Raw genomic sequence first — 13275 nt, 5'->3', positions numbered from 1 at the left:
GAAAGAAAAAAGCACTGCTGCACACGGGTTCTCCATGCACAGCAGCGCTTGATTTATATACGTATTTCCTATGCTTTTGGCAGTTCAAAGGAACTCTTCAACGATACAATCCGGTTGAATACGAGCTTATCATCTGTCGTATGCTTCGGATCGACATTGAAATAGCCATGACGGAAAAATTGATACTTGTCTTGTGGCTTGGTTTCTTTCATATTTGGCTCCACATAGCCTTGCAGCACTTCCAACGAATTCGGGTTAACGTTGTCGAGGAATGTGCCCTCTGCGTCTTCATCATCCATAATCAATGGCTCGTACAAACGGAATTCAGCAGGAAGCGCATTGGTCGCATCCACCCAGTGAATCGTCCCTTTTACCTTGCGACCTGTAAAACCGCTGCCGCTCTTCGTCTCAGGGTCATACGTGCAATGGATCTCGATCACGTTGCCATCTGCATCCTTCACGACGTCATTGCATTTAATGAAGTACGCGTGCTTCAGACGCACTTCATTTCCCGGGAACAGGCGGAAATACTTGCTCGGCGGGTTTTCCATGAAGTCGTCTTGTTCAATGTAGATTTCGCGGGAGAACGGAATTTGACGATTGCCCATCTCTGGGTTCTCTGGATTAATCTCCGCTTCGAGCATCTCGACTTGTCCTTCCGGATAGTTCGTGATGACGACCTTCAACGGATTCAAAACAGCCATCGTACGTGGTGCCTTCAGCTTCAGGTCCTCACGGATGAAATACTCCAGCATTTTCTCGTCAACCGTGCTGTTAGCGCGCGCTACCCCTACTTCACGAGCGAATGTACGAATCGCTTCCGGTGTATAGCCGCGACGACGGAAGCCTGCGATGGTTGGCATGCGCGGGTCATCCCAGCCGTCTACTACATTCTCATCAACAAGCTGTTTCAGCTTGCGTTTACTCATAACGGTGTTGGTCAGATTCAAGCGGGCAAATTCGTACTGGCGTGGTACACTCTCCATTTCGCACTCGCGGACTACCCAGTCGTACAACGGACGATGATCTTCGAATTCCAGTGAACACAGGGAGTGTGTCACGCCCTCGATGGCATCCTCCAACGGATGAGCGAAGTCGTACATCGGATAGATGCACCATTTGTCGCCCGTGTTGTGATGCGTTGCATGGGAGATTCGATACAGAACCGGATCACGCATGTTGAAGTTCTGAGAAGCCATATCGATTTTCGCACGCAGCACCTTTTCTCCGTCCTTGAATTCCCCTTGGCGCATACGTGCAAACAGATCCAGGTTTTCCTCCACAGATCGGTTGCGGAACGGACTATCTGTGCCTGGCTCTGTCCATGTTCCACGCATTTTACGCATTTCTTCGGGAGACAGATCGTCTACGTAAGCCAGACCTTTTTTAATCAACAGCACCGCACGGTTGTACATCTCTTCAAAGTAATCAGATGCAAAAAACAGCCCATCCCATTCGAAGCCAAGCCATTGAACGTCCCTTTTGATGGCCTCTACGTATTCGATGTCTTCCTTCACCGGGTTGGTGTCGTCAAAACGCAGGTTGGCCTTGCCGGAAAATTCACGTGCCAACTCAAAGTTGAGGCAGATCGCTTTTGCATGTCCAATATGAAGATACCCGTTCGGTTCTGGGGGAAAGCGGGTAATAATTTCTTTTACTTTGCCCTCTTGCAAGTCATCAATCATGATATTGCGGATAAAATTGGATGCCGCTACCTTGTTTTCCAATGAAATCAACCTTTCACTTCACCTTTACATTCCATAATACTGATTCTCTACCCAGAGTTCAACAAAATCGGGTCGTGGACCGACCCGCTCACGTCTTCCATTGCTGCCTCGTTTGCCATTGTGGCCTGCAATACAGATGAATGACAGAATCAATGGCTAAGCGCTGCTCCGTGATCCCTCGAATCGTTTCGAGATGCTTCGGGGAAATCAGATTCAACAACGGCTGTTCAACATGATTGAAACGTTGGAATGCTTCCGCTGCAATCCGATCCCACTGTGGGTAATACCGAAGCAAGTCATCGGGCATTACACGGGAGCGATCCGTGTCAGACTCGGGCAAACAATCAAAAGGTTCATCCAGATTTAACGTTCCATAATCATCGGTCAGCTCTTCGCCCGGAAAAATATCCCGTGCAGCCAATTCCATATCATACATGGTCGGCACACAATTCGCATGAAAGCTGTGGTTCACGTACCTTGCCTTATCCCAACAAAGAATGTACTTTCCGAACTGGTTCTTGAATGAATATTTTTGCACGTCCTGTTTTCGTAATGAGTCAAGTTTTTCCACAAATGCAGGGTCCAATACCTGGTCCAAATTATCCTGTGCCCATACAATCGTTCCTTTTGGGATAAACCTTGTCGCAAACACACCGTACCCGATCTCATCGTTGATATAGCGCAATTCTGTATCGGGATGCATCATGGTCTTTGTTTCACTCCTTGGCTTATGTGCCTTTTTATCATCATAAGCAATTCAGCCCCATGAGGTGTGTGAATGTCTGCGAAAAACACCCCTCCCCATAGCTTTCCTGACTATTTTTCTGGATTAAAAAATTTTTTCTTATTTACCACAAATGGTAAATAGTCTATATTATTGGCAAACGGTGTTTTAGGAACATTTTCCCACAACGATCGCATCAGTAAATGTGTCAATTTTATGCTTCATCCATTGATATCGAAACGGCAAACCCGGGGAAATCCGGCGACGCAAAGCTACAGGGGCTACCTCCGCAACAGCGGACACGCTTGCCAGCTACCGAAGTATTGATGTAGGACGAGACCAATGATCCTATATCATTGGTCTTTTTTTGCGCACATAATGTCTATTTTTGTCTATTTTTGTATGTTTGTGTATTTTTGACTTTTGAAGGAGGTGAGGCAACAGCGGATAGCCGGTTTAATGAATTCATTATTCTATTCATCATGAAGGAGGTTTCATAGGAATGTCATTCTGGAAGAAACTCTCAACCGTCGCGCTGACTGCTGTCATCGGGGTATCAACATTCTCTGGGGCACAAGCTGCTAACCGTCCAACAACGATGTCACCGAACGCAATGGTGACGACTCCTCACTATCTGGCTACGGCTGCGGCCCTGAAGACATTGGAAAACGGTGGAAACGCTGTAGATGCTGCTATTACAGCCGCTTCCACATTAGCTGTCGTCTATCCTCATTACACAACCATTGGTGGAGATAACTTCTGGCTCATCTACAATGCCAAAACAAAAGAGCTGAAGGCACTGAACGGCAGTGGTCGCGCAGGCGAAAAGGCAACCATCGACTATTACAAAAACAAAGGCTACGAAAAAATCCCGTCCCGCGGTTATGAATCGGCAAACACTGTCCCTGGTGTCGTCTCCGGCTGGTGGGAGGCTTACAACTACGCCCATAAAAGCATGGGCAATAGTAAGGTTCAATGGAACAAACTGCTGGAGCCTGCCATTGGATACGCCGAGAACGGATATCCAGTCTCCCCCAACCAAGTATATTGGACGAAATACGCGACAGATCCAACTGACAATAACTTGAAGAATCTTCAACGTTTTGATGGATTCCGTAAAACATTCCTGAAGCCCAACGGTGATCCCTATGCAGCAGGCGAAATTCTCAAACAAAAGGATCTTGCCAATACTTTGCGAATCATTGCGAAAAAAGGCGCTGACGGTTTTTATAAAGGAGAAGTAGCTAAAAAAATCGTAGCAGACATGCAAGCCAACGGCGGATTGCTCACGTTGAAAGATTTTGAGAAGCACACCTCCACTTGGGCAGATCCGATTTCGGTAGACTACCGCGGATATAAAGCGTACAACGTTCCGCCTAACTCCCAAGGCATGGCATCGCTCTCTATTCTTAATGTTTTGAATAACTTTGACCTCAAGAGCATGGGTGAAGGAACACCCGATTACTATCACACGATTGTGGAAGCTACCAAACAGTCTTTTGCTGACCGTGACAAATGGCTGACTGACCCTGCCTTTGTGGATATCCCTGTGGATGAGCTGTTGTCCAAGCAGCACGGGAAAGATTTAGCTGCGCGCATTGATATGAAGCAAGCTGCCAAATCCGTAGAACCGCTTGATCCAAAAGGCGATACAACCTGGTTCGGGATCGTCGACAAAGATGGAAATGCCGTGTCCATCATTCAGAGTCACTATTTTGACTGGGGTTCCGGCATCGTAGCGAAAGATACGGGCATCCTTTTGCAAAACCGCGGAAGCTATTTCTCTTTGGACTCCAAACACATCAATCACTTGGAACCAGGAAAACGTACCTTCCACACCATTAATCCAGCTATGCTCTTTAAAGGGGACAAGCCTTATCTTCTCTACGGGACACAAGGGGGAGAAGGACAGCCGCAAACGCAAGCCGCTCTCGTCACGCGTATCGTCGACTTTGGTTTCAGCGTACAAGACGCAATCGAAGCACCAAGATGGCTGCATGGACGCAACTGGGGATCTGATTCCAACAATCTCAAGGTGGAAAGCCGCATCCCTCAAGACGTCCTGGACGAGTTAATAAAACGTGGGCATCCAGTCGAAAAGCTGGAAGCAGCCTATACCGATACGATGGGACAGTCCGGCGCAATCCTGATTGACCCGCAAACCAATGTAAAATTTGGCGGTGCTGACCCTCGCGGTGAAGGCGCAGCAATGGGATATTGATATTTTGTCAGACTGCTGAGTTAAACTCAGCAGTCTACCTGTATTATATTTCCTTGTGGCAGACCGCTTTTCACAAAGAAAGAAATATCTCAATCACGGATTAGGAGCGGAAAAATCCTATGTTTTTGTTCAACAAACTCAGGAACAAAATGATCCTTTGGTTTCTCGTCGTGGCCGTCATTCCACTTACTGCCGTTTCGATGTTTATCACGAGCAGCTTTTCATCCATTCTGATTGATAAACAAAAATCATCCTATGTTGACCTTACTTCCAGTACAGCCATAGCTATGGATCAATATCTGGACCGGCGTATGACAGAAATTCAGATTTTAGCCCGTACCTCGGATATTCAATCCGATGATGCAGCGGCAAAAAATGAATTCATCCGCAAGTTTACCGAGGAAATGAAACTGTATGACGGAAATACCTTTATCGCAAGTGATGGAAAAGTAACGGCTGATACGTTCCCCAAAAGCGTTGGAATCAATCTTGGCGAGCGCCAATTCTTCAAAGACGGTATGCAGGACAAGCCCAGCTTCTCCGATGTTCTAGTTGCGAAGACAACCGGCAATCGCTCTATCATCGTCGCTTCCCCTGTAAAAGCGAAAAATAATGAGAAGCTTGGTGTCTTGACCGGGCTCGTCAATGTAGATGACTTCACAGCTACATTCCTCAAGAATTTGAAAGTAGGCAACGATGGCTATCCGATTCTCGTTGATAACAAGGACCAGATTCAGTACCATCCTACCCAGGATCTGATCGGAAAACCGCTTGAGGAATCCGCTCTGCCGCAACCATTAATGGAAATCCTGAAATCAGGAAAAACAGAAAAGGGCTCATACAGCTACTCGGACAATGGTAAGGAATACGTTGTCACCTATTCCCCCATTCCCAAGACCAACTTTGGTTTGTATCTGCATATCCCTGTCGAATCCATAACGTCTGCGGTTTCATCCGTTACCAACATGGTTACGATCATTGTCATCATTGTTGTTGCTGTCGTGATCGCAATCGCGTACGCTGTTTCCCGGCAAATCTCCCGCCCTATTGCGGCAGTTGCCTCCGTGGCTAACCGCATTTCCGAGGGTGAACTGACTGTACAACCCTTGCAGATTCAAACCAAGGATGAGGTTGGACAGCTATCCCAATCCGTAAACACAATGGTGCTCAACCTGCGAACGATTATTCAACAAGTAAATGATACAGCTTCAGATCTTGCTTCTTCAGCAGAGGAATTGTCTGTCAACTCCGACCATACGAGCAAGGCTACCGAGCAAATCGCCATAACGATTCAGGAAGTAGCTTACGGTGCGGAAAAGCAAGTGAAGAGTGTAGAGGAAAGTGTCACCGCAATTCAAGGTGTATCGACAGGGGCCCAGCGGGTTGCCACGAATGCACAGCAAGCTGCCGAATCAGCTTTGGACGCTTCCCAAATTGCAGTGGAAGGCAATCAGGCCCTTCAGGTCGTTATCAGCCAGATGCAATCGATCGAGAACACTGTCGGCAACATTGCCGATATCGTCAAACGATTAGGAAACAGCTCGCAGGAAATCGGACAAATCGTACAAGTCATCACCGGTATCGCTGAACAAACAAATCTGTTAGCACTTAACGCAGCTATTGAAGCGGCGAGAGCTGGTGAACAGGGGCGCGGATTCGCCGTTGTTGCAGACGAAGTGCGCAAATTGGCTGAGCAGTCCGCGCAATCCGCGCAACAGATCACACTGTTGATTACGACGATTCAGCTCGAATCAAACCAGGCTGTCCTTTCGATGGAACAGGGCACCAAAGAGGTCGCCACTGGACTTACAGTCGTTAACAATGCAGGCAAGTCCTTCGAACAGATCCAAGATGCTGTCACACAGGTAGCAAGCCAAATTCAAGAAGTAAAAGCTTATTCTGAGCAAATGTCTTTTGGTACCAAACAGGTGGTAGAATTGGTCAGTGTCATTGAAGAAGTAGCGGAGAATTCTGCTGATGGAACACAAAGCGTGTCAGCCGCCACAGAAGAACAGCTGGCAGCTATGGAAGAAGTCAGTTCATCAGCTACTTCTCTGGCAAGAATAGCCGAAGAACTGCAATCTCATGTAAGCAAATTCAAGATATAGTCCAAACAACGAAAACAAGAAAAGCCGCCTTGCATGTGCACGGCGGCTCTTTCCTGCTTTCGCTTACACAAACTCCCACATCCGGTCAGGATGGTTCGTGCAAATTTGAACCTGAGGATGCCACGAAATGACTTCGCGGATATGCTTCGGATCATCCAGCGTCCACGCGATGACTTGGAAGCCTTTTTCAATCGCGGCTGCAGTTAGCTCACGCGTCAGAAACGGATATCCCATGGAGAGGATCGTGGCACCTGCTGCCTCCATCTGTTCCAGCATGAGTACAGGTCGGCCATATACAATCAGGCCTGTCTGCACTTCTTGGTCGAGCGTGCGAACGTGACGGATCAAATCGTGGTCAAAGGAAGTCAGGTACACCTCTTGCTTCATTCCATGCTTTTCTACAAGCGCGAGCACCTTTTCAGCGATACCCGGGTACATATCACTTGTTGCTTTCAACTCGATATTTAGCGCGCAGCGACCTTTTACTGCGACTAGTACTTCCTCGAGTGTAGGGATTTTTTCGCCTGAAAACTTGTCGCCAAACCAGCTCCCTGCATCCAGCTCACGCAGCTCTGCCAAGGTATGATCCATGACCAGACCGTGGCCATTGGTCGTGCGTTCCAACGTAAAGTCGTGAATCAGCACCGGAACACCATCACGCGTCAACTGTACATCAATTTCCATTGCTTTGATAGCTGGCTCTGCCAAAGCCAGTCGAATCGCTGTCATTGTATTCTCCGGGGCTTTGCCTGACCACCCGCGATGTGCCATACAAATGTTCATTTCGCCAGCTCCTCTATCATTTCGTTTCTGTTATTTTTTCAAAAGCTTGCTGCCTTTTTCCGTCGCCGCCTGCATCGCTTCATCTACTGTCGCTTGGCCAAGCATCGCACGCTGCAGTTCTTTTTGAATCACATCCTGCAATTCTTTGTAGCCTGGAGCCATTGGACGAGGATAGCCGTATTGCAGTTGATCTACCGCGACCTTGAAGTTTGGTTCTTTTTCATAGAAAGCCTTCATTTCAGCCGAATCGATTGCTTCTGTCGTGACAGGCATATAACCGGAAGCGATTGACCAAGGAACTGTTTGCTCGGTATCGGTCATCCACTTCATGAATTCCCACGCTGCTTTTTTCTCCGCATCGGTCGACTTCGCCAGCATCACGAGATTCGCACCGCCCGTTGGCGTACCAAGCGTTTTATTGGCTGGCAAGAAAGCTGCACCCATGTCAAATTTGGCATTTTTCTTCAATTCCGTCAAGGAGCCTGTCGAGGTAAAAATCATGCCCACTTTTTGATTCAGGAAGTCTTGCTCCGCTACATCCCACGCATTGTAGTTCTCTCCTGGAGGGTTTTTCATGATGCCTTCCTTCACCATTTTGGACCAGAGCTCAAGCGGTGCTTTTCCTGCTTCGTTGTTGATCGTCAGCTCCTTGCCGTTCTCGCTCAGGATGTTGCCCCCGCCTTGGAAAACAAGCGCTTCGTAGAACCAGATATCCACGGGCGTCGAGAAGCCGTACCGAGTAATTTTGTCTCCTTCTTTCTTGCTCAGCTTTTGAGAAAAGCTGACGAGCTCATCCCATGTTTTCGGACCGTTTGTATCCAATCCTGCTTCTTTTAACAAATCGCGGTTGATGTACAGCAGTGGAGTGGAGCGGTTAAATGGCACTGCGTACAGTTTGTCATTCCAATAAGAGTTTTTCATGAGACCTGGAATGTACTTCTTTTCATCCCCTTGCGAATAGGGCGTCAAATCTTCCAAAACCTTTGCGTCTGCAAATGCTGCGATCGAAGCGATCTCGACCATCGTCACATCCGGATTGTTGCCCGCTGCTACAGATGCCAGTACTTTGGAATGGTTTTCTTGATACGCACCTTGGTAGGCTGGTTTGACGATAATATCTTTATGTGTTTCATTGAATTTTTTGACCATATCCTCGATGGTTTTCCCACGAACGCCACCCAACGCATACCAGAAATCAATTTGGACTGGGCCGCTGGATGCTGTAGACGCTGCTGGCTGAGAAGTGCTGCCTGTACTAGCAGACTGTTCTTTTCCAGATGATCCGCATCCAGCCAACACTCCTGATAAACCGATAGTCAATGCACATAGAATCGTTCCCGTCTTTTTCATGGAAAACATGATTTGATTTCCTCCCTAAGAGCTATCTTTTTTATTTGGATTGATAGATGAACGCTTTGATAATATGCCGTTGTGCCACAAAGAAAATCACGAGAATCGGTAGAATGAGGATCATGTTGCCAGCCATCATGACGTTCCACAAGGTTCCGCCGTCGGACATGTGTAAGCTGGATATTCCGATCGGCAAGGTGCGTACCTCGTCGCTGTTGGTCATAATCAGCGGCCAGAAATAGTCGTTCCAGTGGTAAATAAAGCTGAATAGTCCAAAAGTGACCAGCACAGGTTTCGCCATCGGCACCATGATCGTCCACATGATCTTCCATTCAGACGCGTTATCCAGACGTGCTGCCTCGATCACTTCATCGGGCACCTGCATGAATGCTTGCCTGAGCAGGAAGATTCCGAAAGCACTGGCTGCGTACGGCAAGATGAGCGACCACAGCGTATTAACGAGTCCCCAACCGCTCAATTGCACGTAGATCGGCAAAAAGATGACTTGTCCAGGAATCATCAAGACAATCAAGACAAGACCAAACAACAGATTGCGACCCGGAAACTTGTAGCGGGCAAAAGCGTAAGCCGCAGGCACCGCTGTCAAAAATTGCAGGATCAAAATCCCTACCGCAACCAGAATGCTGTTCCACGTATACATAAGGAACGGACCTGATTCCCACGCTTGGGCGAAATTGCTCCACTCCCACGTCTCAGGCAAAAGCGTCGGGGGAAATTGCAGGACCTCTGGCATAGTTTTGAAAGCCGTCGATGCCATCCACAGAAACGGGAACACAAACAGGAAAGCCACGATCAAAAGTCCAATCCATTCCACGGTCTTGCGTGAAGCCAAAACCACTCGATACATGCTGCCCCTCCTTTCTCACGAGTTCATCAGCGATAATGTACGCGCTTGGACATCACTAGGAAATGCAAAGCTGTTAAAATCCCTACCAGTATCAGCAAAATGACAGAGGCAGCCGAAGCAATCCCGCCATTGTAGAAGTCCATTCCCTGCTCGTAAATGTAGTAGACAAGCATGTTCGTACTATTGATTGGACCACCCTGCGTCATAATGGCAATCGTGTCAAATGCTTGAAAGGATGAGATCGTATTGATAATGAGCAAAAAGAAAATCGTTGGCGACAGCATCGGTATGGTAATCCGTCTCAGCGTCCGCCACCACGGTGATTGATCGAGCGCTGCTGCCTCGTATATATCGCCCGGTATGCTTTGCAAACCTGCGATGAAAATGAGCGTGTTATAGCCGACACCTTTCCAAATGCTGACGATAATCAGTGACAGCAAGGAGCTTTTCGGGTCAGTCAGCCACGTATACGCAGGCAATCCGACCGCTTCCAGACCTGCGTTCAACAGACCAAACTGCGGGTCCATCAGCCACATCCACAGCATCGAGACAGATACCAGGGAAATGATGTGCGGACTGAAGACAGTCGCCTGAATAATGCCGTACACTTTTGCCTTTTTGTTCAGCCATAGTGCGAGCAGGAAGGATAGCGTCAGGCCGATCCCCACTGTCGCAATGGTAAAGACCGCGGTATTTCCCAATACTTGATGAAAATCTCCGTCTACCATCAAGTCCTGATAGTTTTGCAAGCCTACCCATTCCATTTGCTCCAAATTGATCAATGACCAGTCCTGAAAGCTCAAATAAATGATCGAGCCAATCGGGTAAAAGAAGAACAGGACAAAGCAAATCAATGCGGGTGCCAGATACAAGTACGGACGCAGTCGGGATGCGAGCTCAGACCAGGCAAATGCCGACGGACGCACTTCTGTTTTCGACTGGCTTACACCCGGCAACTCCTGTACAGTTGCCGCTTTTCGCATCAGCTATCCCCTCCTGCACGTGTTGATACAGGCTCTCGTCCACTCATGCGACCCACTCGTTTTCCGCTCCCTTTTTCGAACACATATATGTACTCCCACGGTACAGTGACCGTGACCGAGGAGCCGACCTGCATCGCTACCTCCGAGTCCGCTTTGACGATGACCCTGCCTTTTTCCGTCTCTACATGAAGGAGCGTATCTGAGCCGAGAATTTCTCTGGATACGACCTGACCTCGTGCGTTCCACATCTCTTCGCTCGTGATGGCAGAGACAGCAGTAGGCAACAACACTGCTTTTTCCGGGCGGAATCCCCATACGTGCTCACTCTTGCCCTCCGCAGAAACAATGTTCATCGGCGGAGAGCCGATAAATTGGGCGACAAACAGATTTTCCGGCTCCTGATACAAATTCATCGGGGCCGCTACTTGCATAATGTGTCCGTCATTCATGACAACGATCTGATCGCCCATGGTCATCGCTTCTACCTGATCATGTGTCACGTAGATGAAAGTGCTACCGAGCTGCTTGTGCAGGCTCGTCAATTCCACACGCATCTGATTCCGCAGCTTCGCATCGAGATTGGAGAGCGGTTCGTCCATCAGGAAGACCTTTGGCTTTTTCACCATGGCCCGCGCGAGTGCAACACGTTGCCGTTGACCACCGGAGAGCTGAGAAGGCTTGCGCTTGAGGTAATCGGTTAGCCCGACGATTTCCGCGATCTCCTCTACCAGCACCTGGCATTCCTTTTTCGATATTCCGCGGTTTCTCAACCCATAAGCGATATTGTCATACACGTTCATTGTTGGGTAGAGAGCGTAATTTTGAAAAACCATCGCAATATCACGCTTGCCAGGTGGCAATTGGTTCACCGTTTGATCACCGATCATGATTTTGCCGTCCGTCACTGTTTCCAAGCCAGCGATCATCCTGAGTGTGGTTGATTTCCCACAGCCGGACGGACCTACCAGAACCGTAAAGGAGCCGTCTGGAATGACCAAATCCAATCCTTTGACCACGCTTTGATTCTGAAAGGCTTTCGTTACCTGCTCCAACACCACACGTGCCATTTGTTTTTATTTCCCTCCTTGTGCCTTTGCGGCCAGCATTTCCGTAACAAATGCCTCGAAATTAGCGTAGCGGTAATCCGGAAAAGCGTAGAGCCAGTTCTCTTGTCCGTACCACTCCAAAACGACAGACTGCACACCCGCTCCTACCGCAGCCAGTACATCATAGCGACTGTCACCGATCATCATGGCTTGCTCGGGACGTTTGTCTAGCGCCACCAGTGCTTTTTGTACAGGCTCAGCCGACGGCTTGCCTCGTGATACATCATCGACCGTGACGATTGCCTCAAACAGATGCTCAATCCCCGCCATCTCCAGACCAGCCAATGTAAACTCCCGTTGCTTGTTCGTGACGATCGCCATCGTGAAGCCCGCCGCCTTCAGCTTTTCCAACCCTTCGCGAACAAACGGAAACAGTTTGACGTGTTCTTCATGATGCTCCCGTACATAGGCGAAGTATCTCTGCAGCACTTCCTTTTTGTCAGGTACGCCTGCTGCTGTAGCAACTGCCGCCAAAAAATCATCAAACGATTCGCCAAAACGCGCGAGCAGCTCTTCCCTGCTAAAATGTCCCGGTGCGTACTGCTCAGCCGTAAAAGCAACGGCATCCACGACCGCATCCCGACTGTCTAGCAAAGTCCCGTCCAAATCAAATAACAACGCTTGAATCAAGGTTCACACACTCCTTCCACAGCAGGGGACTTCCGACTGAAACAGCTGTCGCCCCATGCTTTAATACTTCCTCCATCTGTTCCCGCTTGCGAATCAGCCCGCCAGAAATGATTGGGGTATCGATAACACTTCGAAATTCTTCGATAAACTCCGGCAGCAAAGCAGGCATCAGCTCAACGGCGTCAGGCTGTGTATCTTGCAGGGAGGTTAGGCCTGATTTAATCGAGTCGCTATCAACCAAAAACAATCGCTGAATCGTCAGCAGGCCTTGCTTTTTCGCCAGCTTGACCAGTGTGTTGCGCGTAGTGACGATCCCGTCTGGCTTGACGTAATGCGCCAGAAATGCGATTCCTTCCCGGTCATGACTGATTCCGCCGATCCGCTCCAAATGAAGAAATACAGGGATATTTTTCGACTTAAAATAATCCACGTAGCCTTTGATCACACCAATGTTACCAATCGAGAGTACCGCAGCACTCAAATTTGCCTCTGCCGCTTTTTCCAGGTGCTTCGCTTCTTTTACGGAAGCGATCAGCTTGTACTTTGCCAGTCTTGCATGAAATTGTTCCTGGTTCACTCGCTTAAGCCTCCTTATGCCCAAGACAAAAAACCCTGCGACATGACAATGCCAAAGAACTCTCGATGAAAGTGCTTGGAAAGGCTGTCGGGGGTTTCTCCATGGCTCCAACCGAAGGGATTGTTCACTTGTTACTTTGAATGGTACTGTACGAGCGTTAAGGAATCTTGAAGCAAATGTTAATAAACGGAAAAGTTC

General features: G+C 48.5%; 11 protein-coding genes and 1 riboswitch. Of the genes, 2 read left to right on the top strand and 9 right to left on the bottom strand.

Going from position 1 to position 13275, the window contains the following annotated elements; all coding sequences use genetic code 11:
• Positions 1 to 68: 68 nt before the first annotated feature.
• Positions 69 to 1736: a glutamine--tRNA ligase/YqeY domain fusion protein gene (locus HP398_RS17930; RefSeq protein WP_017252458.1), complete on the bottom strand. Its 1668-nt coding sequence runs from the start codon at positions 1734 to 1736 to the stop codon at positions 69 to 71.
• A gap of 79 nt (positions 1737 to 1815) precedes the next feature.
• Complete coding sequence (locus HP398_RS17925; protein WP_173623289.1) at positions 1816 to 2433, bottom strand: SET domain-containing protein; 618 nt, start codon at positions 2431 to 2433, stop codon at positions 1816 to 1818.
• A 249-nt stretch (positions 2434 to 2682) separates the two neighbouring features.
• Positions 2683 to 2771: riboswitch (cyclic di-GMP riboswitch) on the top strand.
• 182 nt (positions 2772 to 2953) lie between these two features.
• Between HP398_RS17925 and ggt the strand changes: the two genes are divergently transcribed.
• Positions 2954 to 4672: a gamma-glutamyltransferase gene (gene ggt, locus HP398_RS17920; RefSeq protein ID WP_173623288.1), complete on the top strand. Its 1719-nt coding sequence runs from the start codon at positions 2954 to 2956 to the stop codon at positions 4670 to 4672.
• A 119-nt stretch (positions 4673 to 4791) separates the two neighbouring features.
• On the top strand, positions 4792 to 6780 hold the full coding sequence (locus tag HP398_RS17915) for a methyl-accepting chemotaxis protein (protein ID WP_017252461.1): 1989 nt from the start codon (positions 4792 to 4794) through the stop codon (positions 6778 to 6780).
• 63 nt (positions 6781 to 6843) lie between these two features.
• On the opposite strand, the gene HP398_RS17910 is transcribed toward HP398_RS17915, so the two are convergent.
• From HP398_RS17910 to HP398_RS17880, 7 genes are read right to left on the bottom strand one after another with little or no spacing between them, the layout of a single operon-like run.
• On the bottom strand, positions 6844 to 7563 hold the full coding sequence (locus tag HP398_RS17910) for a glycerophosphodiester phosphodiesterase (protein WP_017252462.1): 720 nt from the start codon (positions 7561 to 7563) through the stop codon (positions 6844 to 6846).
• 30 nt (positions 7564 to 7593) lie between these two features.
• On the bottom strand, positions 7594 to 8922 hold the full coding sequence (locus tag HP398_RS17905) for an ABC transporter substrate-binding protein (RefSeq protein ID WP_173623287.1): 1329 nt from the start codon (positions 8920 to 8922) through the stop codon (positions 7594 to 7596).
• A 31-nt stretch (positions 8923 to 8953) separates the two neighbouring features.
• Positions 8954 to 9781, bottom strand: coding sequence for a carbohydrate ABC transporter permease (locus tag HP398_RS17900; RefSeq protein WP_017252464.1), 828 nt, complete (start codon positions 9779 to 9781; stop codon positions 8954 to 8956).
• Positions 9782 to 9807: 26 nt separating this feature from the next.
• Positions 9808 to 10764, bottom strand: coding sequence for a carbohydrate ABC transporter permease (locus tag HP398_RS17895; protein WP_017252465.1), 957 nt, complete (start codon positions 10762 to 10764; stop codon positions 9808 to 9810).
• Positions 10764 to 11831, bottom strand: a complete 1068-nt coding sequence (locus tag HP398_RS17890; RefSeq protein WP_173623286.1) for an ABC transporter ATP-binding protein — start codon at positions 11829 to 11831, stop codon at positions 10764 to 10766. Before HP398_RS17890 ends, HP398_RS17895 begins: the two co-directional genes overlap by 1 nt.
• A gap of 6 nt (positions 11832 to 11837) precedes the next feature.
• Positions 11838 to 12500: an HAD family hydrolase gene (locus HP398_RS17885; protein WP_173623285.1), complete on the bottom strand. Its 663-nt coding sequence runs from the start codon at positions 12498 to 12500 to the stop codon at positions 11838 to 11840.
• Entirely contained in the window at positions 12478 to 13077 is a 600-nt protein-coding gene (locus HP398_RS17880) for a glycerol-3-phosphate responsive antiterminator (RefSeq protein WP_017252468.1), read from the bottom strand. Before HP398_RS17880 ends, HP398_RS17885 begins: the two co-directional genes overlap by 23 nt.
• Between the last annotated feature and the right edge of the window lie 198 nt (positions 13078 to 13275).

The sequence above is a fragment of the Brevibacillus sp. HB1.4B genome, assembly GCF_013284285.1.
In the GTDB taxonomy this organism is placed as follows: Bacteria; Bacillota; Bacilli; order Brevibacillales; family Brevibacillaceae; genus Brevibacillus; species Brevibacillus porteri.
Note: the sequence above shows the minus strand (reverse complement) of the source record. Positions and strands in the feature narration are given on the sequence as shown.

Coding starts and splice junctions, on each gene's coding strand:
- HP398_RS17925 (WP_173623289.1), bottom strand. CDS start 2,433: ATGATGCATCCCGATACAGAATTGCGCTATATCAACGATGAGATCGGG.
- ggt (WP_173623288.1), top strand. CDS start 2,954: ATGTCATTCTGGAAGAAACTCTCAACCGTCGCGCTGACTGCTGTCATC.
- HP398_RS17915 (WP_017252461.1), top strand. CDS start 4,792: ATGTTTTTGTTCAACAAACTCAGGAACAAAATGATCCTTTGGTTTCTC.
- HP398_RS17910 (WP_017252462.1), bottom strand. CDS start 7,563: ATGAACATTTGTATGGCACATCGCGGGTGGTCAGGCAAAGCCCCGGAG.
- HP398_RS17905 (WP_173623287.1), bottom strand. CDS start 8,922: ATGTTTTCCATGAAAAAGACGGGAACGATTCTATGTGCATTGACTATC.
- HP398_RS17900 (WP_017252464.1), bottom strand. CDS start 9,781: ATGTATCGAGTGGTTTTGGCTTCACGCAAGACCGTGGAATGGATTGGA.
- HP398_RS17895 (WP_017252465.1), bottom strand. CDS start 10,764: ATGCGAAAAGCGGCAACTGTACAGGAGTTGCCGGGTGTAAGCCAGTCG.
- HP398_RS17890 (WP_173623286.1), bottom strand. CDS start 11,831: ATGGCACGTGTGGTGTTGGAGCAGGTAACGAAAGCCTTTCAGAATCAA.